The organism is Mesocryomonas fontinalis, from assembly GCF_055730125.2.
In genome coordinates this window covers 60,585-82,157 of record NZ_JBUZWG020000003.1, presented here as the reverse complement: position 1 = coordinate 82,157, position 21,573 = coordinate 60,585, and the positions used below count along the sequence as shown (strand labels likewise).

The window sequence follows — 21,573 nt, the reverse complement described above, 5'->3', positions numbered from 1 at the left end:
GCGTCAGACCCGCGTCCAGTCGGCGACGCCGCGGCAGACGGCTGTATCGGCCGCCGACCGCAGGATCGAGGCATCGTCCTCGGCCTGCGAGATTGCCGCGGCGAAGACACGGCGCTGGAAGACCAGAAGCGCGTACTGCCTGTCGGCGCGAAGGCAGAGGGCGTAGCCCTCGCGCGGATCCGCCGAGACAAAGCGCGTACTCCGCTCGCCGTCACGGCGCTTGAATACGACCCGGGCGGTATCGCGGGCATAGGCCGCCTCGGTCGGCGTCGGCCGCAGATCCTCGGATGCCTCGGCGACCTCGAGCGGTTCGATCGAGAAGGTCCTGACATCGGCCGTGGCGTAGACGCAGCCGGAAAGTCCCGCCGAGAGGGCCAACGCGGCGGCGACCGCCGGACGGCGGCGCAGGGCGCCACTACGCATCGCAGGCTCGGCCGCCGGCATTCCAGCGGCGAATGTCGGCGTCGACGCGGCCGGCGATGCCGGTGCCCATCAGCGGCCCATAGGTCGATAGCCCACGCGAGCCGGGCTGCGCCTCGACGACGAGCAGCGGCTTCGCCTCAGGGCGGCCCTTTGGCACCAGGAGGAACCGCGGCTTGCCGGAGAACGAGGAGAGCTCGGGCGCGAGACTGTAGCGCGCGAATGCCGGATCGTTCGACTTGAACCAGCAGCGGTTGGCTGCGAGCGTCACGCGCTCCATGCGGTCGAGGCCGGACTCGGCCTTTGTTACAGGCGGAGCGGTTCTCACCGCAGGGGCAGGGGTGCTGCAGGCGGAGAGGGCGACGATGCCGGTGACAAAGCCCAGGACGAGCAGGGTACGGAACGGATCCACGCTCATGCGGCAATTCCCCGGACGAGGCCAAGGGCGCTTTCGAAGATGCCGCGGCCGTCGGTGCCGCCGTGCTCGGGCTCGATCAGGTTTTCGGGATGCGGCATCAGGCCGAGCACGTTGCCGGCTTCGTTGACGATGCCGGCGATGTCGCGTGTCGCGCCGTTCGGGTTCGTGCCCTCGGCATAGCGGAAGACGACGCGGTCCTCTCCGTGCAGGCGGTCGAGCGTCTCGTCGTCGGCGAAGTAGTTGCCGTCATGGTGCGCGACCGGGCAGCGGATGATCTGGCCGGGGGCGTAAGCGGTGGTGAAGCGGGTCGCGGCATTGACGACCTCGAGCTTCACCTCGCGGCAGACGAAGCGCAGCGTCGTGTTGCGCATCAGCGCGCCCGGGAGGAGGCCCGCCTCGCAGAGGATCTGGAAGCCATTGCACACGCCGAGCACCGAGACGCCCTGGGCCGCCTTGTCGGCGACGGCGCGCATCACCGGCGAGCGTGCGGCGATGGCGCCACAGCGCAGATAGTCGCCGAAGGAGAAGCCACCGGGCACGACGATCAGGTCGACGTCGGGAACCTCGGTGTCGGTCTGCCAGACGGTCAGCGGCGGGGTGCCGGTGATCGTCGTCAGCGCGGCGATCATGTCGCGGTCGCGGTTGAGGCCGGGGAGAAGGACGACGGCAGTTTTCATGGGCGACGGCAACCATTGGAGAGTATGGCCGGGCCGGCATGGTCCGGAAGGAGAGTCAGGACGGGCCCCGAGAGCCCGGAAATGGAAACAGCGGCATCACCCTCGTCGAGGACGGTGCCGCTGGACAGAACGCCGAGCGCCGGGCTCAGGGGTGCGGGTCGTACGACCCCGAGGGCTCGGCCAGTTCGCGCAGGTCGAGACGGCGATCGATCCGGTCCAGCCGCGTCTCGTAGCGTGCCAGAACGCCGTAAATGTTGTGAACGTCGCTGTTGACGGAGGCGATGTGCCCACGGATCGACTGAAGCTCAGATTTAACCTCTGTGAGGCGCAGATCCAGTTTGTCGAACCGCTGATGAAACTCCTTCATCAGTTCGTAGAGCAGCTCATTCGTGACATCGGCCATGGCACCCTCCGGGACAACCTTTACGCGATCTCCACAGTATAATTCTCGATGACGGTGTTGGCCAGAAGCTTGGCGCACATGTCCTTTAGCTGGGCCTCGGCGGCAGTGCGGTCATCGCCGTCGAGCACGACGTCGAACACCTTGCCCTGGCGGACGGCGCCGACGCCATCGAAGCCGAGGCTGCCGAGAGCGCCCTCGATCGCCTTGCCTTGCGGGTCGAGGACGCCGTTCTTGAGGGTAACGACGATGCGCGCCTTGATCACTGTGCCTGCCTGTTCGTTGAGAATTCGATCAGTGTATCAGCCTGTCCGCGACCGGCTGGCCTACTGGATCAGCCTGTCGCGGGAATAGACGAGTTTGAGTGCCGATGCCGGCTGCGGCGCGGTCTTGCCGCGCCGCCGTCTTACTTTACCAGCACCGGCCCCGAGGGGCGGGGTGGTTCATTCTCGTTCATGATGCCGAGCCGGCGCGCGACTTCCTGATAGGCCTCGACGAGGCCGCCCATGTCGCGGCGGAACCGGTCCTTGTCCATCTTCTCGTTGGTCTGCACGTCCCAGAGGCGGCAGCTGTCCGGCGAGATCTCGTCGGCGACGATGATGCGCATCATGTCGCCTTCGTAGAGGCGGCCGGTCTCGATCTTGAAGTCCACGAGCTGGATGCCGACGCCGAGGAAAAGACCTGAGAGGAAGTCGTTGACCCGAATGGCGAGCGCCATGATGTCATCGATTTCCTGCGGGCTCGCCCAGCCGAAGGCGGTGATGTGCTCTTCCGAGACCATCGGGTCGTCGAGCGCGTCGGCCTTGTAGTAGAACTCGATGATCGAGCGCGGCAGTACGGTGCCTTCCTCGATGCCGAGGCGCTTGGCGAGCGAGCCCGCCGCGATGTTGCGCACCACGACCTCGAGCGGGATGATCTCGACTTCCTTGATCAGCTGCTCGCGCATGTTGAGCCGCTTAATGAAGTGCGTCGGAATGCCCATCTTGTTCAGATGGGTGAAGATGTATTCCGAGATGCGGTTGTTGAGGACACCCTTGCCGTCGACGATCTCGTGCTTCTTGGCGTTGAAGGCGGTCGCATCGTCCTTAAAGAACTGCACGAGCGTGCCCGGCTCGGGGCCCTCGTAAAGGATCTTGCCCTTGCCTTCGTAGATACGGCGGCGACGTGTCATAGGGGTGCTCTATCGTGCATGAGGGTGCGTCCTCGGGAAGCGACGCGAAGCTTGACGTTCGAGCGCGTGAATAGACCAAAGCGGGGGTCCAGACAATGGCGGCCCGTGTCAAGGGGATTATCTCCCTCGACAATTGGTGAACCGGATGCCCGAAACAAGATGCTGCATGGCCCGATTCACGCCCGTTCCGGCTTCAAAAGCCCTCTACAAACCCGTATGTCAGACAGGTCCCTCGTTCGAGCGGGCGTTGCAATTGCTTGTGGAGGAAAAGTCGATGTCGATGACAGGCCGCGAAACGGACTTCGAGGCGCGCTACGCCCATGATCAAGAGCTGCGGTTCCGAATCGAGGCGCGCCGAAACCGTCTGCTGGGTCTCTGGGCTGCCGAGAAGCTCGGCAAATCGGAAGACGAAGCCAAGCTGTACGCGCAGGAAGTCGTGAAGTCCGACTTCGAGAAGCCGGGCGACAACGACGTCTACGATAAGATCCGCCGGGATTTCGATGCGGCCGGGATCGATCAGTCCGAGCACCGCATCCGCCGCACCATGGCGGAACTGCTGATCGAGGCGGAGAAGCAGGTCCGCGCGGATTAACTAGCTCCGCCAACCGGCGAACTCCATCGGCCGGTCGGCACTTCCCGCGTCCCGTCACCGCGAAAGCATCCTGATCATGGCTCTTCCCGCTCTTCGCAAAGCCTTGGAAGGGGACGGCTTCGTCCTCTCCTCCTGGTCGTCGCTGACCGATCCGATGGTGCACGAGGCCCTGTTGCGGGCGCCCTTCGACGCGATCTGCCTCGACATGCAGCATGGACTGCACGACGTGGCGAGCATGGCGGCGGCGATCGGGCGGGCGGGCATGATCGGCAAGCCATCGCTGGTGCGCCTGCCGATCGAGGACCGGGCCAACGCCGCGCGGGCGCTCGATTTCGGTGCGTCCGCCGTCATCATGCCGATGATCGAGAGCGTCGCGGATGCGAAAGTTTTCGTCGAGGCCGTGAAATACGCGCCGCTCGGCAGCAGGTCGTTCGGGCCGACGCGGGCGGTGGAACTGCACGGTTACGCGAATGCCGCCGGCTACGGTGACCGGACGGCCTACACGGCCGAGGCCAACCGCGAGACGCTGGCCTTCGCGATGATCGAAACGGCGGCGGCCATGGACAATCTCGATGCCATCCTGGCGCTGGAAGGGCTGGACGGCGTCTTCGTCGGTCCTTCCGATCTTTCGATCGCCCTGTCGGAGACCGGAACCTGGGATCCGAACGGACCGGTTGCCGAAGCGGCGATCCAGAAGATCGCCGTCTCGGCCAAAGCTGCCGGCAAGTTCGCCGGCATCTATTGCGCGAGTGCAGAGGATGCCCGCCGCTACCGCGGCTACGGCTACTGCCTTGCGACGATCTCAAACGACATCAATCTGCTGAAGTCTGCAGCCGAGGCGCTGGTCGCCGCCGTTCGAGCCTGAGACTCTACGCTGGGCCTGAGCCTGATCTTTCAGTCCTCGCCGGGGATCGCCGGCATGGGTTCGGGCTCCAACGGCAGTTTCGAGATGAACTTGCCGAAGGTCAGCAGGCCCTCCGGCCAGGGCCCATGTCCGCTGTCCTGATTGAGGTGGCCGGACTCGCCGGCGTCGACGAACATCGAACCCCAGGCATCCGCGATATCCTCCGCCGCCGCGACGGACGAGAAGGGATCATTGCGGCTGGCCACCAGGATCGAGGGGAACGGCAGCGGATCGCGCGGGTAGGGGCCGAAGGTCATCAGATGCTTCGGGCGCAGGCCGGGATTGGTGACCTCCGGCGGTGCCACGAAGAAGGCGCCTGCGACACGGTGCTTGAATTTCGGGATCGCCAGAACCGCGGCCGCGACGCCGAGCGAATGGGCGACCAGCACCACGGGCCGCGTGCTTTCGTTGACCGCCGCAGCGACGGCGTCGACCCACTCCTCGCGCACCGGCTTCGTCCATTCGCGCTGGTGAACGCGGCGTGCCGTCGACAGGCGGCCTTCCCAGCGGGTCTGCCAGTGCTCCGCCGACGAGCCGCGATAGCCGGGGATGACGAGGATATCAGCTTCTGAAACACGCATGGGCCGCACATGCGAGCGGCGGCGGCGGAAGTCAAGCTGCAGCGCGCAGCCGTCGGTCTAGAGCAGCGGGCTGATCAGCCGCGTCGCATTCTCGAAGAGCTGGGTAAAGAAGCCGCGCTGGTTCCACTCCGCCTCGATCAGCCGGCGGCTCTTCGCCCGGTAGTCGTTCTCGATCTTGCGCAATTGGCGCACGACCCCGGCATCATAGGCGATCAGCGTCACTTCCGAGTTCAGCTCGAAGGAGCGCCGGTCCATGTTGGCAGAGCCGATGATGGCGATGTCGTCGTCGATGGACAGGTGCTTGGCGTGCAGGAACCGCTCGCGGTAGAGCATGACCTCGACGCCCGACTGCAGCAGCTCGTCGTAGTAGGAGCGCTGGGCATGGTCGATGAGGAAGCTGTTGGTGGTCGCGGTGACGAACAGGGTCACGGCGACGCCCTTCTCCACCGCGGTGCGCAGCGCGAGAGACAGCGGCTCGTTCGGGATGAAGTAGGGCGTCGTCAGCACCACCTTCTCGCGGGCGCCGTGGATGAGATCGGTAAACACCGAATCGACCCGGCTCAGTGGGTGGTCGGGGCCGCTCGGCATCACCTGGGCGGTAACGCCGCCCTCGGTGCGCTCGGGCGTCGGCATCAGGTCGGGCGTCGAGATGTCCTCGTCGGTCTCGAGGAACCAGTCGCCGATAAAGATCGCCTGCAGTTCCAGGACCACCGGACCTTTCACCCGCGCCATCACCTCGCGGTAGAAGGTGTTCGGCTCGTATTCGATCTGGTGCATGTTCTGCGAGCCGACCCAGCCGATCTTGCCGTCGACGACGACGATCTTGCGGTGGTTGCGAAGGTCTGCCCGGGTCGCGCGGTTCCAGAAGCGCAGTGGCAGGATCAGCCGGATCTCGACGCCCGTCCCCTCGAGCCGGCGGGCAATGGCGTTGCGGTCGGTCGAGGAGCCGACGGCGTCGATCAGCAGCCGGCATTTCACCCCGCGCCGCGCTGCGCGCTCCAGCGCACTCAGCACCTTGTTGCCGGCCTCGTCGTCCTGAAGGATGTAGAACATCGCATGAGCATGGTTCCGTGCCGCATCGATGTCGCCGGTGATGCGGTCGACGACGCGGTTGTAGTTCGGATCGAGATCGATGCTGTTGCCGGAGACGCAAGGCATCTGGCCGATGTTGCGCACGAGGTTGGCGGCCGTTCGGCTGCGCGGCTCCAGCGCCATCGCCGCGTCGCTGGCGCTGCCGGGAATATCGCCCACGGCCTTCAGCACGACGGACGGAACGTTCTTGATGCGCTCGCGCCGCCATTTCGGATGGCGGGCATTGCCGATGAAGAAATAGACCAGAAGGGCTGCGAAAGGCTGGAAGAAGAACAGCAGCAGCCATCCCTGTGCCGCCGCCGGCGATCGCCGGAACGGGATCACCACCAGGGCGCCGACGATGATCGACCAGTTCACGAGGGTGATGACGATCGACCAGATCGACCAAGCGGAAAAATCGAAGTTCATTGCAGCGTCACGTTTTCCCATCTCCCCGCGGTCCGGCGCGGGTTCGATATCCCCCGGCGTGCATGGCACGAAACCGGCTGTCTTGTCCGCTCAGATTGGTGACATCTGCGGCTTTGGCGCGGCAACGCTCTCAACGTGCTGAACTTCTGGCCCGGCTGCCGCATTTATCCCGAGAATTCGGGTCATGCCCACGGTGTCGTCTGCTGTTATGCTGGCGCGTCGCGGCGTGGTGACAGCAGGAGAATTGCCTTGAAGCCAGATGCCAAACGGCACCGTTCCTCCGGCGACGCTCTCACCCCGGCTGCGGGACGAGCCGCCTGATGCTGCGAATCGTCTATGCCAATCTCGGCTACTCCCGGGAAATCGATGGCTCGCTTGGCCACCATTTGTCGCGTCTCCACCATCACATCTACACGCCGCGCGCCGCCCAGATGCGTAGCCTGCAGTTCGTGCGCGATACGATGCGGCGGCTGCAGCCGGATCTCAGCTGCTTCGTCGAGATCGACCAGGGCTCGATCACCAACGGCTATTTCGACCAGTTTCCGGTGCTCTGCCAGGATGGGCACGCTTTTGCGACGATCGACAACAAGTACAGCGATACGGCGAAGATCCGCTCGCCGATTTCGCGCGGCAAGTCGAACGCCTTCTTGGCCAACCGCGAGGTGACATTCGCCAAGCGCTATCTAGCGGCCGGCAAGAAGCGCCTGGTCTACGACATCGACATCTCGGGGCTGCGCGTCCTCGTCGTGCATTGCTCGCTGATCAGGCGGGTTCGTGCGATGCAGTTCGAGCAGATCGCCGGGTGGATCGCCGAGCGCGACGGGCCGACCATGCTGATCGGCGACTTCAACATGTTCTCGGGCGACGCAGAACTGGCGCCACTGATGAAGGCGGAGAATCTGGTCCACGCCAACAAGCTGTCCGGTCCGACCTTCCGCTTCGGGCCCTACCAGGCGAGCCTCGACACCTGTCTGGTCTCGACGAGCCTTGCCGACCGCTGCTCGATCGAGATCATCGACCAGCCGTTTTCCGACCACCAGATGTTCAAGATTGACATCGCGCTGGACGAAGAGGTGCAACTGGCGGCAGCGGGGTAGCGGCCGAGCGGGGGCGCTTGTTCGCCCCGATGTGCTGCGCTGCAGCCGGCGCGCTGGTGTTCAGGCATAAGTCCCCGCGCAAAGCGCGAGGATCATAAGCGTTGGCGTTCTGCGATCAGGCGCCGAAGACGCGGCGGAAGATCGTGTTGACGTGCTTGGTGTGGTAGCCGAGGTCGAACTTCTCCCGCAGCTCGGCTTCCGGCAACGCGGCCGTCACTTCGGGGTCGGCCAGCAGCTCCTCGAGGAAGTCCTTGTTCTGCTCCCAGACCTTCATCGCATTACGCTGGACCAGCCGGTAGGAATCCTCACGGCTGACGCCTGCCTGGGTGAGGGCGAGCAGCACCCGCTGCGAATGCACGAGACCCTTGAACTGGTTGAGGTTCTTCAGCATCCGCTCCGGATAGACCAGGAGCTTGTCGATCACCGAGGTCAGCCGCACCAGCGCGAAGTCGAGGGTGATGGTGGCATCCGGACCGATATAGCGCTCGACCGAGGAGTGCGAGATGTCGCGCTCGTGCCAGAGGGCGACATTCTCCATCGCGGGCATGGCGAAGGAGCGGACCATGCGGGCGAGGCCGGTGAGGTTTTCGGTCAGCACCGGGTTGCGCTTGTGCGGCATGGCAGACGAGCCCTTTTGGCCGGGCGCGAAATACTCCTCGGCCTCCAGCACCTCGGTGCGCTGCAGATGGCGGATCTCGGTTGACAGCCGCTCGATCGACGAGGCGATGACGCCGAGGGTGGCGAAGTACATCGCATGGCGGTCGCGCGGGATGACCTGCGTCGACACCGGCTCCGGCGTCAGGCCGAGCGCCTTGGCGACATGCTCCTCGACGGCCGGGTCGATGTTGGCGAAGGTGCCGACGGCGCCCGAAATGGCGCAGGTGGCGATTTCGGCCCGGGCAGCGACAAGCCGGTCGCGGCAGCGCTCGAACTCGGCATAGGCCAACGCCAGCTTGATGCCGAAGGTCACGGGCTCAGCATGGATGCCGTGCGAGCGGCCGATGGTCACCGTGTCCTTGTGTTCCAGCGCCCGTCGCTTCAGCGCGGCGAGGAGGCCATCGATATCCGCCAGCATCAGGTCGGAGGCGCGAACGAGCTGGACGTTGAAGCAGGTGTCGAGCACGTCGGACGAGGTCATGCCCTGGTGCACGAAGCGCGCGTCGGGCCCGACGATCTCGGAGAGGTGCGTCAGGAAGGCGATGACGTCGTGCTTGGTCTCGCGCTCGATCTCGTCGATCCGGTCGACGTCGAAGGTCGCGGCATTGCCCTTCTCCCAGATCGTCTTGGCGGCACTCTCTGGAATGACGCCAAGCTCGGCGAGCGCATCGCAGGCATGCGCCTCGATCTCGAACCAGATCCGGTACTTCGTCTCCTGCGACCAGATGGCGACCATGTCGGGGCGGGAGTAACGGGGAATCATGGAACGTCCTTGCGGTGCGGGATGGCGAGAGATGCGACATAACAGAGGCCGCCGGGCGTCTCAATGTTTGACGCCCGGCGGTCGGGCGGGTCGGCCGTGAAACTGGCTGGTGCGCGCAGCAGTGTTGATGAGAAGCGGCGGGTCGGTCGGCGAGTGTTCACGCCGGCGGCGGCGCTGCATGAACGACCTGCCAGGCAGGTTTCCGGTCACCGGGCGCGGCGCTGGCGGCGTGCACGCCGCGGGCGATGGCGCGGGCCATGACCGCGGTGGCGGCCGCACCGAGCTTGACCAGATCGACGCCGGCGGGCGCCTTCCCGGTGCCGCCGGTGGCGAGGGCAAAGACGAGATCGCCGTCGAACGGCGTATGCGCCGGCCAGAGGGCACGGGCGAAGCCATCATGGGCGGAGATCGCCAGCCGCTTTGCGCCGGCCTTGTCGAGCACCGCATCGGTGGCGATGACCGCAATGGTGGTATGGCCGCCGGCCGCGGCGCCGAACTTGGTGAGGGGCTCCGTCGCGTCGTCCGGCCAGGGGGACGGCAGGCCGAGGCCGCCGAACTCGGCGCCGAGCTCGAAGGGCGCGGCCCAGAAGTGCGGGGTGGCCCCGATCGTCGGCGATCCCAGCGCGTTGACGGCGACGAGCGCCGAGACGGTGATGCCGCTCGCCAGGACCGCGGAGGCTGAGCCGAGACCGCCTTTCAGGCGGGCGGTGGTGGCGCCGGTGCCCGCTCCCTCGGTGCCGAGGGAAAAGTCGCGGGCCGCCGTCTCGCAGGCCGAATAGCCGAGCTCGCGGTAAGGCGGGTAGCGGTCCCAGCCGGCATCGCCGAGGTCGAACAGGATCGCGGCGGGCACGATCGGAACGCGATGCGGACCGACGGCAAAGCCCCGTCCCTTGCCGCGAAGATAGGCCTGAACGCCGGAGGCGGCATCGAGGCCGAAAGCCGAGCCCCCGGAGAGGACGAGCGCGTCGACCGTCGACACGGTGTTCTCCGGCGCCAGAAGGTCGGTCTCGCGGGTGCCGGGGGCGCCGCCCTGAACGTGGACAGCGGCGACGGTCGGGGTATCGCAGAGGATGACGGTGACGCCGCTCGCGAGGCGGTCGTCTCTTGCGCTGCCGACGCTGAGGCCAGCGACATCGCTGAGGAGATTGCGGGGCCCGGCCTGCCAGAACGCCATCCGCTCAGCCGCCCGCGTCCGGCACGAAATCGCTGCCGTCGAAGCGAAAGGTGCGAAACAGCGAAAGGTCGGAATCGCCCTTGGCATCGAAGCGGATGGGGCCGAGCGAGGTCGCGAAGACGTTGGCATCCAGCACCGCCGGCAAGGGGCGGGCCTTCTGCCGGGCGAAGCGGACCGCGGCGAGTGCGATCTCGCCCGCAGCGACGGTCGGCCCGAAATAGCCTTGCCTTGCTTCCGGCGCGATCTCGGACGTCGGGATTTCCTCGAACCGGTCGAGCGGGGCGAGCGCGAGGACGCCGGTGGCCAGCGGCACGTCCGGATTGCCTTCGTCCAGCAGCGCCTCGCCGCCGATGATCTCCAGCGACAGGCCGATCGATCCGGCATCGCGGGCGATGATCGCCACGTCCGGCCGGTCGCCGGCGATGAAGAGGTGGGTGACGCCGGTGCCGAGGATGCGGCGCGCGAGGCCAAACTGCTTCTCCTCGGCCGGGCGGTAGTTGTCGATCGTCGCGGGCCGCATGCCGGCAGCTTCCAGCCGCGTGCGCACCGCATCGGCAAGGCCGCGGCCGTAGATCGTGCCGTCGTCGACGAGGCCGAACGGCGTGTCCTTCCAGCGGGCGGCGATGGCCGCAGCGGTGGCGTCTGCCTCGGCGTCCGAGCGCGGCGCGAGACGCCAGATCAGCGCACCGGTCCGGGCCCGCGTGTCGGTGAAGCGGTTGGCGCGAACGCCGACGGTGATCACCGGGATGCCGGCGGCCGAGAGTTTGGGGAGCGCGGTGGTCAGCGCCTCGGTGCAGAGGAAGCCGACGGCGATCTCCACTTTCTCGGCGATCAGCTGCTCGGCCGCCCGGTTGCCGCCGTCGCCGGAACAGTCGGTGTCCGCACGGGCGAGGTCGGTCGCGTCGTCGGCCGCGGTCCGGATACCGGCGAGGATCTGCTCGCCGAGGATCGCCGACGTTCCGGAAAACGGTCCGGCAACCCCGATGCGCACCCGCTCCGCCGCCGGGGCGGCAGCTGTTGCGGCAAGCACGATAGCGAGGGCGAGGGACGTCCGGAAATGGGGCATGCCGGAACCTAGCCCCGTTCGCGGGAGATTTCGAGCCTTGTCACCGACGAGCGGCACCATCACCCTGTGAAAAAGCTCTCGGGTTTAACCTCGACAGTCGTGCCGCTTGCGTCCGGCAGGCACGCCTGTCGGCGCCGACAGGACGGCGGTCTTGCGGAAGGGGCGGGACCGCGCCTATCTCAGGCCGACAGCATCGACTTTCCTGCCGCCACGCAGATATGCCGGCGCAGGGAAAGAGGGAACCTCCCGGCCGACAGTCGCTTGCCGCTGCAGCGGTCCGTCGGGCAGCCTACGCCGTGAATCCTGCGAACTGGCACCCGCCGCTCATCCGCGACCGCCGGCGGGTTCGGCGTTCAACATAGTCGACACGAAGGAGAGTGTGATGGATGGCAGGATCGAGCTCGACGTTCTGTCGACGGCGGAAGCCTGGGCGAGGGACGGGCGCCGCCTGGCGCTTGCGACGGTGGTGGAGACCTGGGGCTCGGCGCCACGGCCGACCGGCAGCCATCTGGTGATCGACGCCGAGGGCAATTTCGAGGGCTCGGTCTCCGGAGGCTGCGTCGAGGGCGCGGTGGTCAGCGAGGCGATCGAGGTGATCGAGGCGGGAACGCCCCGCATGCTGGAGTTCGGGGTCGCCGACGAGACGGCCTGGCGCGTCGGATTGTCCTGCGGTGGGCGCATCCGGGTCCTCGTCGAACCGATCCGGGCAGGCGCATGATGGATCTCTCGCTGCTGACCGAGCTCAATGCCGAGAGAGCGGCCCGGCGGGCCGTCGCCGTCGTCACCGACATCGCGGGCGGAAGCCAGCGGCTGGTCCGCGAGAGAGAGGCTGCCGGCGATCCGCTGGCGTCGGCCCTCGTATCGGCGTTTCGCACCGGCAAATCCGGCATGGTCGACGAGCCGGAGGGGCAGAGCTTCCTGACTGTCCACGTGCCACCAGCGCGGATCCTTGTGATCGGGGCGGTGCACATCAGCCAGGCGCTGGCGCCGATGGCCCGTCTCGCAGGCTACGACATCGCGGTCGTCGATCCCCGGACTGCCTTCGCGACGCCCGAGCGATTTCCCGGGACGATCCTGTCGGCGGAGTGGCCCGAGGATGCGCTGAAGGCGCGGCCGCTCGACGCCTATACCGCCCTCGTCGCGTTGACGCATGACCCGAAGATCGATGACGTGCCGCTGCTGGCAGCGCTCGAGGCCGGCTGCTTTTACGTCGGTGCGCTCGGCAGCCGGAAGACCCATGCCGGACGGCTGTCGCGGCTGGAGGCCGCAGGGGCGCTGCCGGAGAATCTCGCACGGATCGAGGCGCCGATCGGGCTCGACATCGGCGCGGCCAGCCCCGCCGAGATCGCCGTCGCCGTTCTCGCCTCGGTCATCCAGGCGCTGCGCCAGCGCCGCGGCGGGACGGCCGCGTGAGGTTCGGCCCGGTTCCGGTGGCGTCGGCGGAGGGCGCTATCCTTGCGCACGCGCTGCGGCTGGCCGGGCGACGCATCGCCAAGGGCACGAGGCTGAGCGCTGTGGACGTCGCGGAGATTGCGGCCGCCGGCATGACCGAGGTGATTGCCGCGGTCCTCGAACCCGCCGATCTCACCGAGGACATGGCGGCGGCGCGGATTGCTGCCGTCGCCGGCGGACCGGGGGTGATCGTCGGGCCGGCTGCGACGGGGCGGGTGAATTTTTTCGCGGCGTCCGCCGGCTTGTTCCTGCCGGACCGCGGCATCGTCGACCGGCTGAACGCCATCGATCCGGCGATCACGTTGGCGACGCTGAAGGAGTTCGAGCCGGTCGTCGCCGGGCAGATGCTGGCGACCGTCAAGATCATCCCGCTCGCCGTCGCGGGCGACGCGGTGCTTGAAGCCTCCGCCTTGCTGGCCGAGCGGCCGGCGTTCCGCCTATCGCCCTACCGCCCCCAGACGATATCGCTGATCCAGACGACGCTGCGCGGGGTAAAGCCGAGCGTGCTCGACAAGACGCGGGAGGTGCTGCGCCGCCGGCTCGCCGTCGCCGGGGCGGTGATCGCCTCGGAAACCCGTTGTCCGCATGAGACCCATGCCTTGGCGGATGCCATCCGTGCCGCCGGGACCACCGACCTCGTCATCGTCTTCGGGGCATCGGCGGTGATCGATGCCGGCGACGTCATTCCCGCGGCGGTGGCGGCGGCCGGCGGCGCGGTGCTGCAACTCGGCATGCCCGTCGATCCCGGCAATCTCCTGCTGCTCGGCACGGTCTCCGGCCGGCCGCTGATCGGCGCGCCCGGCTGCGCCCGCTCGCCGAAGGAGAACGGGTTCGACTGGGTGCTCGGCCGACTGTTGGCCGATGTGCCGGTCACGCCGTCGGACATTCGCGGGATGGGCGTCGGCGGTCTGTTGATGGAGATTGCGAGCCGTCCGCAGCCCCGCGAGCGTCGGCCCGAGAAGCCGGTCCCGGCGGGCGAAAGCTGGTCGACGCGGGGCGGCGGGGCGGCGCCGCGGGTCGATGCCGTGATCCTCGCCGCCGGACGGTCCAGCCGCATGGGCGGGCCGCACAAGCTGCTCGCGACCTTCGACGGTGTTCCGCTGATCCGGCTATCGGTGCTGACGGCCCTGGCGAGCCAGGCGCGCCGCGTGCGCGTGGTGGTCGGGCACCGCTCGGCCGAGATCAAGCGGGCGCTGGCCGGGCTCGACGTCGACATCACCGATAATCCCGCCTTCGCCGATGGCCTGTCGACCTCGGTGATCGCCGGCTGCGGCTCCGTCTTCGACGCAGGGGCGGACGGCGCGCTTGTGATCCTCGCAGACCAGCCGAGGCTCGGCAGTGGCGATCTCGACCGGCTGATCGCCGGTTTCACCCTCGAAGGGCGCGGCTCGCTCGTCGCCGCGACCGATGGCGGCCGTCTGGCCAACCCGGTGATCCTCTCGGCGGTCTACCGCGGCGAAATCGACGCCCTGACCGGCGATGTCGGCGCGCGGCGCCTTCTGGGCGCGCATCCGGATGCCCTGGAGACCGTCGAGATCGGTGCGGCAGCAGGGATCGATGTCGACACGCCGGAAGCGATGGCGGCCGCGGGCGGCGTGCTGGTAGCGTGAAGCGCTGATTCCAGTCCGCCGCATAACTAACTGACTTTCATAAATTTTCTGTCGCCTGGCTCTGTGGTCCGCAAGCCGCCTGAAACGAGCGGCGAGCGGTACTCTCCAAGGCGTGTCCGCCGTGAACCGGCCTTGCCCTTGAACCGCCGGTCGATCCGCGCATCTGCGCTGGAAAAGGAGAGTTAGAGCATGGGCAGATATCTGATTGTCGGTGGACAGGGTGGCATCGGCGAGGCCGCGGCGAAGCGCCTCGTTTCGGCCGGACACGATGTGATCATTACCGGCCGCGATGCTGCCGATGTGGCGTCGACGGCAGAAGGTCTGCCGGCGACGGGAGTCGTTCTCGACGTGCTCGATGGCGGCGCACAGGCCGTGCTTGCCGAGGCGGCAGGCGATCGCCTGGATGGGCTGATCTACGCCGCGGGGACGATCAACCTGAAACCCTTCGAGCGACTGACCGATCAGGATTTCCTGAACGATTTCAGCGTGAACGCGCTGGGAGCGGCGAAGACGATTCAGGCGGTCCTGCCTGCACTGCGCAAAAGCGAGGCGGGAGCTGGCATCGTCCTCTTCTCCAGCGTCGCGGTCGACCAGGGCTTTGCGGCGCATGCGTCCATCGCGATGGCCAAGGGGGCGGTCGCGGCGCTGGTGCGCTCGCTCGCCGCCGAGTTCGCGCCGCAGATCCGGGTGAACGCCATCGCCCCGTCGCTGGTCGATACGCCGCTTGGGCGGAAGGTCGCGAGCAGCGACAAGATGGCCGAGGCGGTGGCGAAGATGCACCCGTTGCCGCGGCTCGGCGATGCCGACGAGATTGCCGCGATGGCGGTGATGCTGCTGAGCGCGGAGGCCGGATGGATCACCGGGCAGGTCATCGCCATCGACGGCGGCCGGTCGACGTTGCGCATTCGCAGCTGAGGCGCTGTTCGAGGTGCGGTTTTGCCGCGCCTCGGAACGGCAGCGCGTCTTGCATGACCGTTCGGCGGCATTAACGCCCCGTTAACCAAACCGGCGCAGCATTTGCTAGCCGGCTTATTGCGCCGGCCCGATTTGGAGAGGCTCGATGCGCAGGCATGTTGCAGACCCGGATTTCCAGAGGATGCTCGGCGGCTACGGCCTGACCACCGCCGAGGTCCTGTACCGCATGCCCGACCATCCGAGCTTCCTGCAGACGTTCCACTGGCAGTTCGCCGATGTCGCGCCCGATTACCCACGGCTGAAGACGTTCCTGGCGCACTGGGAGCGCGAGATCGAGGCGGTCATCCATTCCGTGCGGGTGATGCATTCCAGCCTGATCGGACCGCGGGAAGTGCGGCTGGTGCGCGATCTCGGCCATCTTCACTGACCTTGCGCCGCCCGCATCTTGCTGCGGGCTGACGTGCTGTCCGCATCGAAGCTGCTCTACATCAGCTTCAGGCCTTTTAGGCTGGCATGGCCGGCGCGGCCGATGATGATGTGGTCGTGCACGGCGATGCCCAGCGGCTTGGCGGTGTCGACGACGGTGCGGGTCATCTCGATGTCGGCGCGCGACGGCGTCGGATCGCCCGAGGGATGGTTGTGGACGAGGATCACGGCGGTGGCAGAGAGCTCCAGCGCCCGGCGCACGACCTCGCGCGGATAGACCGGCGTATGGTCGACCGTTCCTTGCTGCTGGATTTCGTCGGCGATCAGCGTGTTGCGCTTGTCGAGGAACAGGATGCGGAACTGCTCGCGCGTCTCGTAGGCCATCGCCGCCTTGCAGTAGGCCAGCACCTGCGCCCAGGACGACAGGATCTCGCGGCTCTTCAGCGCCGAGAGCATGGCCCGCTCGTTGACGGCGGCGATCAGCTTGAGGTCGAGCGCCGTAGCGGGGCCGATGCCCGAAACTTCCGTCATCCGGCGGGTCGGCGCGTTCAGCACTTCCGGCAGGCCGCCGAAATGGGCGAGCAGCGCCTTGGCCAGCGGCTTCACGTCGCGCCGCGGGATGGTCCGGAACAGCACCAGTTCCAGCAGCTCGTAATCTGCGAGCGCGACGGCGCCGGCCTCGGCGAAGCGCTCGCGCAACCGGTCGCGGTGGCCGTCGTAGTGCTTGGCGTCCTTGCGGGGGGCGTTTGTGGCGCTTGCGTCCGTTGCTGACGCGCGGCGGTCTTCAGCGGCGCGTAGAGGCTGGGTCTCGTCGAGGCCGGGAAGGGACGCCTCGTCGTGACCCATCGCCTCAGCCGACCGTCGGGGCAGGCCGGGAGAAGGCGATACCGGGGGTGTCGAGGCCACCGGGCGAACTGGTGAAGATCTCGAAGCCGCCGTCGGTAACGCCAACGGTGTGCTCGTACTGGGCCGACAGCGAGCGGTCGCGCGTCACCGCGGTCCAGCCGTCCTTCAGCACCTTCACGTGCTGGCGGCCGAGATTGATCATCGGCTCGATCGTGAACACCATGCCCGGCCGCATCTCAGCCCCGTCGCCGCGGCGGCCGTAGTGCAGGACGTTCGGCGCATCGTGGAACAGCCGGCCGACGCCATGGCCGCAGAAGTCGCGGACGACCGAGCAGCGCTCGGCTTCCGCATAGGTCTGGATGGCCGCGCCGATGTCGCCCATGTGGGCGCCGGGCTTCACCGCCTCCATGCCGAGGATCAGCGACTGATAGGTGATCTCGCAGAGCCGCTCCGCCGCGCGCTTGATCTTGCCGACCGGATACATGCGCGAGGCATCGCCGTGATAGCCGTCGACGATGAGCGTGACGTCGATGTTGACGATGTCGCCCTCGCGCAGCGGCTTGTCGTCGGGAATGCCGTGGCAGACGACGTGGTTGATCGAGGTGCAGACGCTTTTCATGTAGCCGCGGTAGTTCAGCGTCGCCGGCAAAGCGCCGTTGTCGAGCGCGAACTTGAAGACGTAGGCATCGATCTCTTCCGTCGTCGTGCCCGGCTTCACGAGGCCGGCAAGGTCGTCGAGGCAGCGCGCCGTCAGCTGGCAGGCCGTCCGCATGCCCGCGAAAGCCTCGGCATCGTATAGCCGGATGGCGCCGGTATTGCGGGCGGGCTGGGTTTCGGCTTGCAGGTAGCTGGTCATGGCGGCGTCGGCGGTCCCGGGAGATGTTACTGTGCGTCCTTGCTGTCCGTTGATGTCGCACCGAAGCGGCGTGTCTTCAAGTCCAAAGCGGGCGCGGGCAAGGCATGGGCGGTCGTCTCGGCCTGCCGAAAGGCTGCGCGGCAAAAGGGCCGCTGCCTCTGCAAAGCCAGGCGGGGCTCACGCCTTGACCCTGACATAGGAGCCGGGGGCATCCTCGATCGGCTTCATCCCGCTCCCACCGGGCTTGCGCGGATCCACCCTCGGTCCGCTGAAAGGCTCGATCCAGGCTTGCCAATGCGGCCACCAGGAGCCCGGCGTCTCCTTCGCCGTCGCTAGCCAGTCGTCGAAGCTGACGTCGTCTGTCGGTCCGGCGCCCGTCCAGTACTGGTATTTCCGCCTGTCCGGCGGGTTGACGACGCCGGCGATGTGGCCCGAGCCGGCGAGCACGAAGGTGACGTCCGGCCCGAGCAGGCGGCTGCCGACGAAGACGCTGAGCGCCGGGGCGATGTGGTCTTCCTTGGTCGCGAGGCTGTAGACGGGAATGTCGATCAGCGAGAGATCGACCGGCGCCCCGCCGATCTCCATCTCGCCCTTGGCCAGCCGGTTCTCGAGGTAGCAGTTGCGCAGATAGAACAGGTGGTTGGCGCGGGGCATGCGGGTCGAATCCGCATTCCAGTAGAGCAGGTCGAAGGGCAGCGGCGGTTTGCCCCTCAGGTAGTTGTTGACAAAATAGGGCCAGATCAGATCGCCGGCGCGCAGCATGTTGAAGGCGGCCGCCATGCGGGCGCCATCGAGATAGCCCTTGGCCGCCATGCTCTCGGCAAGCGAGCCGAGCTGGCCTTCGTCGACGAAGATCTTGAGATCGCCGGCATGGGTGAAGTCGACCTGGGTGGTGAGGAAGGTCGCCGACTGGATCCGGCCGTCGCCCCGCGTCTTCAGATGGGCGACGGCCGCGGCGAGGAGGGTTCCGCCGACGCAGTAGCCGATAGCGTTGACCGCCGTCTCGCCCGTCGCCTTGGCCACCGTGTCGAGGCCAAAGACGATGCCTTCGTCGATATAGTCGTCCCAATCCTTGTCGGCATGCCGCTCGTCCGGATTGACCCAGGACACCACGAACACGGTATGCCCGGCGGCGACGGCCCAGCGGATGAAGGATTTCTCGCGGTTGAGGTCGAGGATGTAGAACTTGTTGATCCAGGGCGGCACGATCAGCAACGGGCGCTTCAACACGGTCTCTGTGGAGGCGTCGTATTGCAGGATCTGGCAAAGGGCGTTTTCGGCGATCACCTTGCCGGGCGTCACCGCCATGTCGCGGCCAACCTCGAACCGGGCGTCGTCGGACTGCCGCAGCTTCAGCGTGCCGTGTCCGGCGGCGATGTCCTCGGCCAGCATCCGCATGCCGCGGACGAGGTTGGCGCCATTGCTGGCCATCGTCTCGCGCGCCAGCTCCGGATTGGTCAGGACGAAATTCGAGGGCGACAGCGCCGCGATGAGCTGGCGGACATAGAAGGCCGCCTTGGCGCGGGTGTGCGCGTCGAGGCCTTCGGAATGCGCGACGAGATCGTCCGCCCATCGAGAGGTCGAGAGGTACATCTGCTTCATGAAGTCGAACAGCGGATTGCTCGACCATTCCGGATCGGCAAAGCGCTTGTCGACCGAAGCGTCCGGCGTGCTGCGATGGGGCACGGCACTCTTTTGCAGGCGGTGGAGCGACTGGTTCCAGATATCGAGATAACCGGCAAACAGCGTCGACTGCGCCTCTGCCGCACGGACCGGCGCGCCGAGCCAGAACTGCGAGACCTGCGACAGCGTCGACATCATGTCGAGCACGCCGACCGGACTATCGTCGATCACCTCGCCCCGCTCTCGCGGTTCGATCCAGGCCGAGGCCGCCTTGCCGAGTTGCTCCAGCACTTCGGCCATGTTGCGGGCAAAGGCCTCGGGGTCGCGGACCACGTAGGCATCGTCCGGATCCTGTTGCGGTTCGCCGTTCGGCTCGGTTGGCGCCATGACGTCTCCTCCGCCTGACATCAAAGCACAAAGGATGGCGATTGTCCGTCGTCGCGCGATGGCGCCACTGCCGGGATGGCGTTTTTCTCGCATCCCGTCCGGCTTTCCGGGCCGGATCGTTTGGGCTATGAGGGGGATCATAGCGATGAAGGGTATCTGGACGATGACACACCCGCGCGACCTGCGCCTCGTGGCGGTTCTCGCCCTGATTCCGCTGATGGCTGGCTGCGGCTCGCTGGTGCCGGCGGAAGGGCCGTCGAAGCTGGCCCAGCGACCACGGATCGACAGCGGGCCTTCGGCGCAGCGCCAGGATGGGGACGGCTACCCTGTGCTGGGGGCGTTTCCGAAATCGGCGTCCGCGCAGTTGACGGAGCCGGAGGTGATCGCCGAGCGCGGCGCGCTGAAGGCGACGGGCACCCGGCAGAACGTCGGCGTCGGCACGGCGGCCTCCGATTACCGGCGCAGCCTTGCCGAAGCGGCTGCGGCGCGGGCACAGGCGCGCCGGCAGGTCGATGCCGCGGTGGCGAAGGGGGCCGGTGGCTCGGCCGCCGAGGCGGATGCCGATGGCGCGGACGTGCTGCGGCAGATCGAAGGCAATTAGAGCATCCAGCGATTGCCGGACTGACCCGATCGAGGAAAGATGCTTTAGTTTCAAAACGATGGCGCGTCCCTTGTGAGTCTGTTGGACGCAAGGGCGCGCCAGGCACCCGAACAGCCTGTTCAGGCCGGGATGTGAGACAAGACGCGACAGCGGGAGACGGCCGGGCGGGATCCTGGTCGGGGGACGAGAGATGACCGAGGAATTCCACAAGGTTCGCAGACTGCCACCCTACGTGTTCGAGGAGGTCAACAAGCTGAAGGCCGGAGCGCGCGCGCGCGGCGCCGACATCGTCGACCTCGGCATGGGCAATCCCGATCTGCCGACGCCGTCCTTCGTCATCGACAAGCTGTGCGAAGCCGTGCGCGACCCGCGCACCCACCGCTACTCCGCCTCCAAGGGTATTGCCGGCCTGCGCCGCGCCCAGGCAGCATACTACCTCCGTCGTTTCGGCGTGAAGCTCAACCCGGACACCGAGGTCGTCGCGACGCTCGGCTCGAAGGAGGGGTTCGCCAACATGGCGCAGGCGATCACCGCGCCGGGCGACGTGGTGCTCTGCCCGAACCCGACCTACCCGATCCACGCCTTCGGCTTCCTGATGGCCGGCGGCACCATCCGCTCGATCCCGGCCAAGCCCGATGACGACTTCCTGGCGGCGATCGACCGCGCGGTGCGCCACTCCATCCCGAAGCCGCTGGCGATTATCCTGAACTACCCGTCCAATCCGACCGCCTATGAGGCCGATCTCGACTTCTACGCCGCGGTCGTCGCCTTCGCGCGCAAGCACGAGATCATCGTCCTCTCCGATCTCGCCTATGCCGAAATCTACTTCGACGGCGCCCCGCCGCCGTCGATCCTGCAGGTGCCGGGCGCCATCGATGTCGCGGTCGAGTTCACCTCGATGTCGAAGACCTTCTCGATGCCGGGCTGGCGGGTCGGCTTCGCCGTTGGCAATTCCAGGCTGATCGCGGCGCTCGCGCGGGTGAAGTCCTACCTCGACTACGGCGCCTTCACGCCGATCCAGGTGGCGGCGACGGCAGCGCTCAACGCCGATGACAGCGCCGTGCGCGAGGTGCGCTCGATCTACAAGCACCGCCGCGACGTGCTGGTGGATGCTTTCGGCCGCTCCGGCTTCAAGGTTCCGCCGCCGTCCTCGACGATGTTCGCCTGGGCGCCGATCCCCGACCAGTTCAAGCATCTCGGCTCGCTCGAGTTCTCCAAGCTGCTGATCGAGAAGGCGGACGTCGCTGTCGCGCCGGGCATCGGCTTCGGCGAGCATGGCGATGATTTCGTCCGCATCGCCCTCGTCGAGAACGAGCACCGGATCCGCCAGGCGGCGCGAAACATCAAGCGCTTCCTTGCGCCCTCGGCGGAAGCGGGGCAGAACGTCGTTCCACTTAGCAAGACAGCCTAGCATCCCGGCGCTGCGTCTTCGCGCAA

General features: G+C 67.1%; 24 protein-coding genes. 10 read left to right on the top strand and 14 right to left on the bottom strand.

Going from position 1 to position 21,573, the window contains the following annotated elements:
- Positions 1 to 3: 3 nt before the first annotated feature.
- From ACZL02_RS08565 to purC, 6 genes are all read right to left on the bottom strand, one after another.
- Complete coding sequence (locus ACZL02_RS08565; RefSeq protein ID WP_472937436.1) at positions 4 to 423, bottom strand: hypothetical protein; 420 nt, start codon at positions 421 to 423, stop codon at positions 4 to 6.
- Positions 416 to 838, bottom strand: coding sequence for a hypothetical protein (locus ACZL02_RS08560; RefSeq protein ID WP_472937437.1), 423 nt, complete (start codon positions 836 to 838; stop codon positions 416 to 418). The genes ACZL02_RS08565 and ACZL02_RS08560 overlap by 8 nt, the downstream gene beginning before the upstream one ends.
- On the bottom strand, positions 835 to 1,515 hold the full coding sequence (gene purQ / locus ACZL02_RS08555) for a phosphoribosylformylglycinamidine synthase subunit PurQ (RefSeq protein ID WP_472937438.1): 681 nt from the start codon (positions 1,513 to 1,515) through the stop codon (positions 835 to 837). Before purQ ends, ACZL02_RS08560 begins: the two co-directional genes overlap by 4 nt.
- Positions 1,516 to 1,660: 145 nt before the next feature.
- On the bottom strand, positions 1,661 to 1,918 hold the full coding sequence (locus ACZL02_RS08550; protein WP_472937439.1) for a hypothetical protein: 258 nt from the start codon (positions 1,916 to 1,918) through the stop codon (positions 1,661 to 1,663).
- A 20-nt stretch (positions 1,919 to 1,938) separates the two neighbouring features.
- A complete protein-coding gene (purS, locus tag ACZL02_RS08545) occupies positions 1,939 to 2,181 on the bottom strand; it encodes a phosphoribosylformylglycinamidine synthase subunit PurS (protein WP_472937440.1) in 243 nt (80 codons plus the stop codon).
- 140 nt (positions 2,182 to 2,321) lie between these two features.
- Positions 2,322 to 3,086, bottom strand: a complete 765-nt coding sequence (gene purC / locus ACZL02_RS08540) for a phosphoribosylaminoimidazolesuccinocarboxamide synthase (protein WP_472935048.1) — start codon at positions 3,084 to 3,086, stop codon at positions 2,322 to 2,324.
- A gap of 274 nt (positions 3,087 to 3,360) precedes the next feature.
- Between purC and ACZL02_RS08535 the strand changes: the two genes are divergently transcribed.
- Both ACZL02_RS08535 and ACZL02_RS08530 read left to right on the top strand, forming a co-directional pair.
- On the top strand, positions 3,361 to 3,678 hold the full coding sequence (locus tag ACZL02_RS08535) for a DUF1476 domain-containing protein (protein WP_472938128.1): 318 nt from the start codon (positions 3,361 to 3,363) through the stop codon (positions 3,676 to 3,678).
- Between the two features lie 76 nt (positions 3,679 to 3,754).
- On the top strand, positions 3,755 to 4,543 hold the full coding sequence (locus ACZL02_RS08530; RefSeq protein WP_472937441.1) for an HpcH/HpaI aldolase family protein: 789 nt from the start codon (positions 3,755 to 3,757) through the stop codon (positions 4,541 to 4,543).
- Between the two features lie 29 nt (positions 4,544 to 4,572).
- Here ACZL02_RS08530 and ACZL02_RS08525 read toward each other — a convergent pair whose 3' ends face one another.
- Together ACZL02_RS08525 and cls are read right to left on the bottom strand one after the other, a co-directional pair.
- The gene (locus ACZL02_RS08525; RefSeq protein ID WP_472937442.1) at positions 4,573 to 5,163 is read right to left on the bottom strand and encodes an RBBP9/YdeN family alpha/beta hydrolase; all 591 of its coding nucleotides are present in this window, start codon (positions 5,161 to 5,163) and stop codon (positions 4,573 to 4,575) included.
- Between the two features lie 57 nt (positions 5,164 to 5,220).
- Positions 5,221 to 6,663: a cardiolipin synthase gene (cls, locus tag ACZL02_RS08520; RefSeq protein ID WP_472937443.1), complete on the bottom strand. Its 1,443-nt coding sequence runs from the start codon at positions 6,661 to 6,663 to the stop codon at positions 5,221 to 5,223.
- Positions 6,664 to 6,983: 320 nt separating this feature from the next.
- On the opposite strand from cls, the gene ACZL02_RS08515 reads away from it, so the two are divergent.
- Positions 6,984 to 7,760 carry an endonuclease/exonuclease/phosphatase family protein gene (locus ACZL02_RS08515; protein ID WP_472937444.1) on the top strand — a complete coding sequence of 259 codons (777 nt, stop codon included), beginning with the start codon at positions 6,984 to 6,986 and terminating at the stop codon, positions 7,758 to 7,760.
- Between the two features lie 115 nt (positions 7,761 to 7,875).
- Here ACZL02_RS08515 and purB read toward each other — a convergent pair whose 3' ends face one another.
- The 3 genes from purB to ACZL02_RS08500 all read right to left on the bottom strand — a co-directional run bounded on the left by purB (position 7,876) and on the right by ACZL02_RS08500 (position 11,420).
- Positions 7,876 to 9,180: an adenylosuccinate lyase gene (purB, locus tag ACZL02_RS08510; RefSeq protein WP_472937445.1), complete on the bottom strand. Its 1,305-nt coding sequence runs from the start codon at positions 9,178 to 9,180 to the stop codon at positions 7,876 to 7,878.
- 157 nt (positions 9,181 to 9,337) lie between these two features.
- Positions 9,338 to 10,354, bottom strand: coding sequence for a P1 family peptidase (locus ACZL02_RS08505; RefSeq protein WP_472937446.1), 1,017 nt, complete (start codon positions 10,352 to 10,354; stop codon positions 9,338 to 9,340).
- A 4-nt stretch (positions 10,355 to 10,358) separates the two neighbouring features.
- On the bottom strand, positions 10,359 to 11,420 hold the full coding sequence (locus tag ACZL02_RS08500) for an ABC transporter substrate-binding protein (RefSeq protein ID WP_472937447.1): 1,062 nt from the start codon (positions 11,418 to 11,420) through the stop codon (positions 10,359 to 10,361).
- A 382-nt stretch (positions 11,421 to 11,802) separates the two neighbouring features.
- On the opposite strand from ACZL02_RS08500, the gene ACZL02_RS08495 reads away from it, so the two are divergent.
- The 5 genes from ACZL02_RS08495 (at position 11,803) to ACZL02_RS08475 (ending at position 15,824) form a co-directional block, all read left to right on the top strand.
- Entirely contained in the window at positions 11,803 to 12,138 is a 336-nt protein-coding gene (locus ACZL02_RS08495; protein ID WP_472937448.1) for an XdhC family protein, read from the top strand.
- Positions 12,138 to 12,833: an XdhC family protein gene (locus tag ACZL02_RS08490; RefSeq protein WP_472938129.1), complete on the top strand. Its 696-nt coding sequence runs from the start codon at positions 12,138 to 12,140 to the stop codon at positions 12,831 to 12,833. The genes ACZL02_RS08495 and ACZL02_RS08490 overlap by 1 nt, the downstream gene beginning before the upstream one ends.
- Complete coding sequence (locus ACZL02_RS08485; protein ID WP_472937449.1) at positions 12,830 to 14,482, top strand: NTP transferase domain-containing protein; 1,653 nt, start codon at positions 12,830 to 12,832, stop codon at positions 14,480 to 14,482. The genes ACZL02_RS08490 and ACZL02_RS08485 overlap by 4 nt, the downstream gene beginning before the upstream one ends.
- 189 nt (positions 14,483 to 14,671) lie before the next feature.
- Positions 14,672 to 15,397: an SDR family NAD(P)-dependent oxidoreductase gene (locus ACZL02_RS08480; RefSeq protein ID WP_472937450.1), complete on the top strand. Its 726-nt coding sequence runs from the start codon at positions 14,672 to 14,674 to the stop codon at positions 15,395 to 15,397.
- A 145-nt stretch (positions 15,398 to 15,542) separates the two neighbouring features.
- Positions 15,543 to 15,824 carry an usg protein gene (locus ACZL02_RS08475; RefSeq protein WP_472937451.1) on the top strand — a complete coding sequence of 94 codons (282 nt, stop codon included), beginning with the start codon at positions 15,543 to 15,545 and terminating at the stop codon, positions 15,822 to 15,824.
- Positions 15,825 to 15,880: 56 nt separating this feature from the next.
- On the opposite strand, the gene radC is transcribed toward ACZL02_RS08475, so the two are convergent.
- The 3 genes from radC to phaC form a co-directional block, all read right to left on the bottom strand.
- Positions 15,881 to 16,729 carry a RadC family protein gene (radC, locus tag ACZL02_RS08470; RefSeq protein WP_472937452.1) on the bottom strand — a complete coding sequence of 283 codons (849 nt, stop codon included), beginning with the start codon at positions 16,727 to 16,729 and terminating at the stop codon, positions 15,881 to 15,883.
- Positions 16,674 to 17,525, bottom strand: coding sequence for a type I methionyl aminopeptidase (gene map, locus ACZL02_RS08465; protein WP_472937453.1), 852 nt, complete (start codon positions 17,523 to 17,525; stop codon positions 16,674 to 16,676). The genes radC and map overlap by 56 nt, the downstream gene beginning before the upstream one ends.
- Positions 17,526 to 17,702: 177 nt before the next feature.
- Positions 17,703 to 19,535, bottom strand: coding sequence for a class I poly(R)-hydroxyalkanoic acid synthase (gene phaC, locus ACZL02_RS08460; protein WP_472937454.1), 1,833 nt, complete (start codon positions 19,533 to 19,535; stop codon positions 17,703 to 17,705).
- Between the two features lie 145 nt (positions 19,536 to 19,680).
- Between phaC and ACZL02_RS08455 the strand changes: the two genes are divergently transcribed.
- Together ACZL02_RS08455 and ACZL02_RS08450 are read left to right on the top strand one after the other, a co-directional pair.
- Positions 19,681 to 20,136 (top strand): hypothetical protein, encoded by a 456-nt coding sequence (locus ACZL02_RS08455; RefSeq protein ID WP_472937455.1) that lies wholly within the window; start codon positions 19,681 to 19,683, stop codon positions 20,134 to 20,136.
- A gap of 190 nt (positions 20,137 to 20,326) precedes the next feature.
- On the top strand, positions 20,327 to 21,547 hold the full coding sequence (locus tag ACZL02_RS08450; RefSeq protein ID WP_472937456.1) for an LL-diaminopimelate aminotransferase: 1,221 nt from the start codon (positions 20,327 to 20,329) through the stop codon (positions 21,545 to 21,547).
- Positions 21,548 to 21,573: the final 26 nt, after the last annotated feature.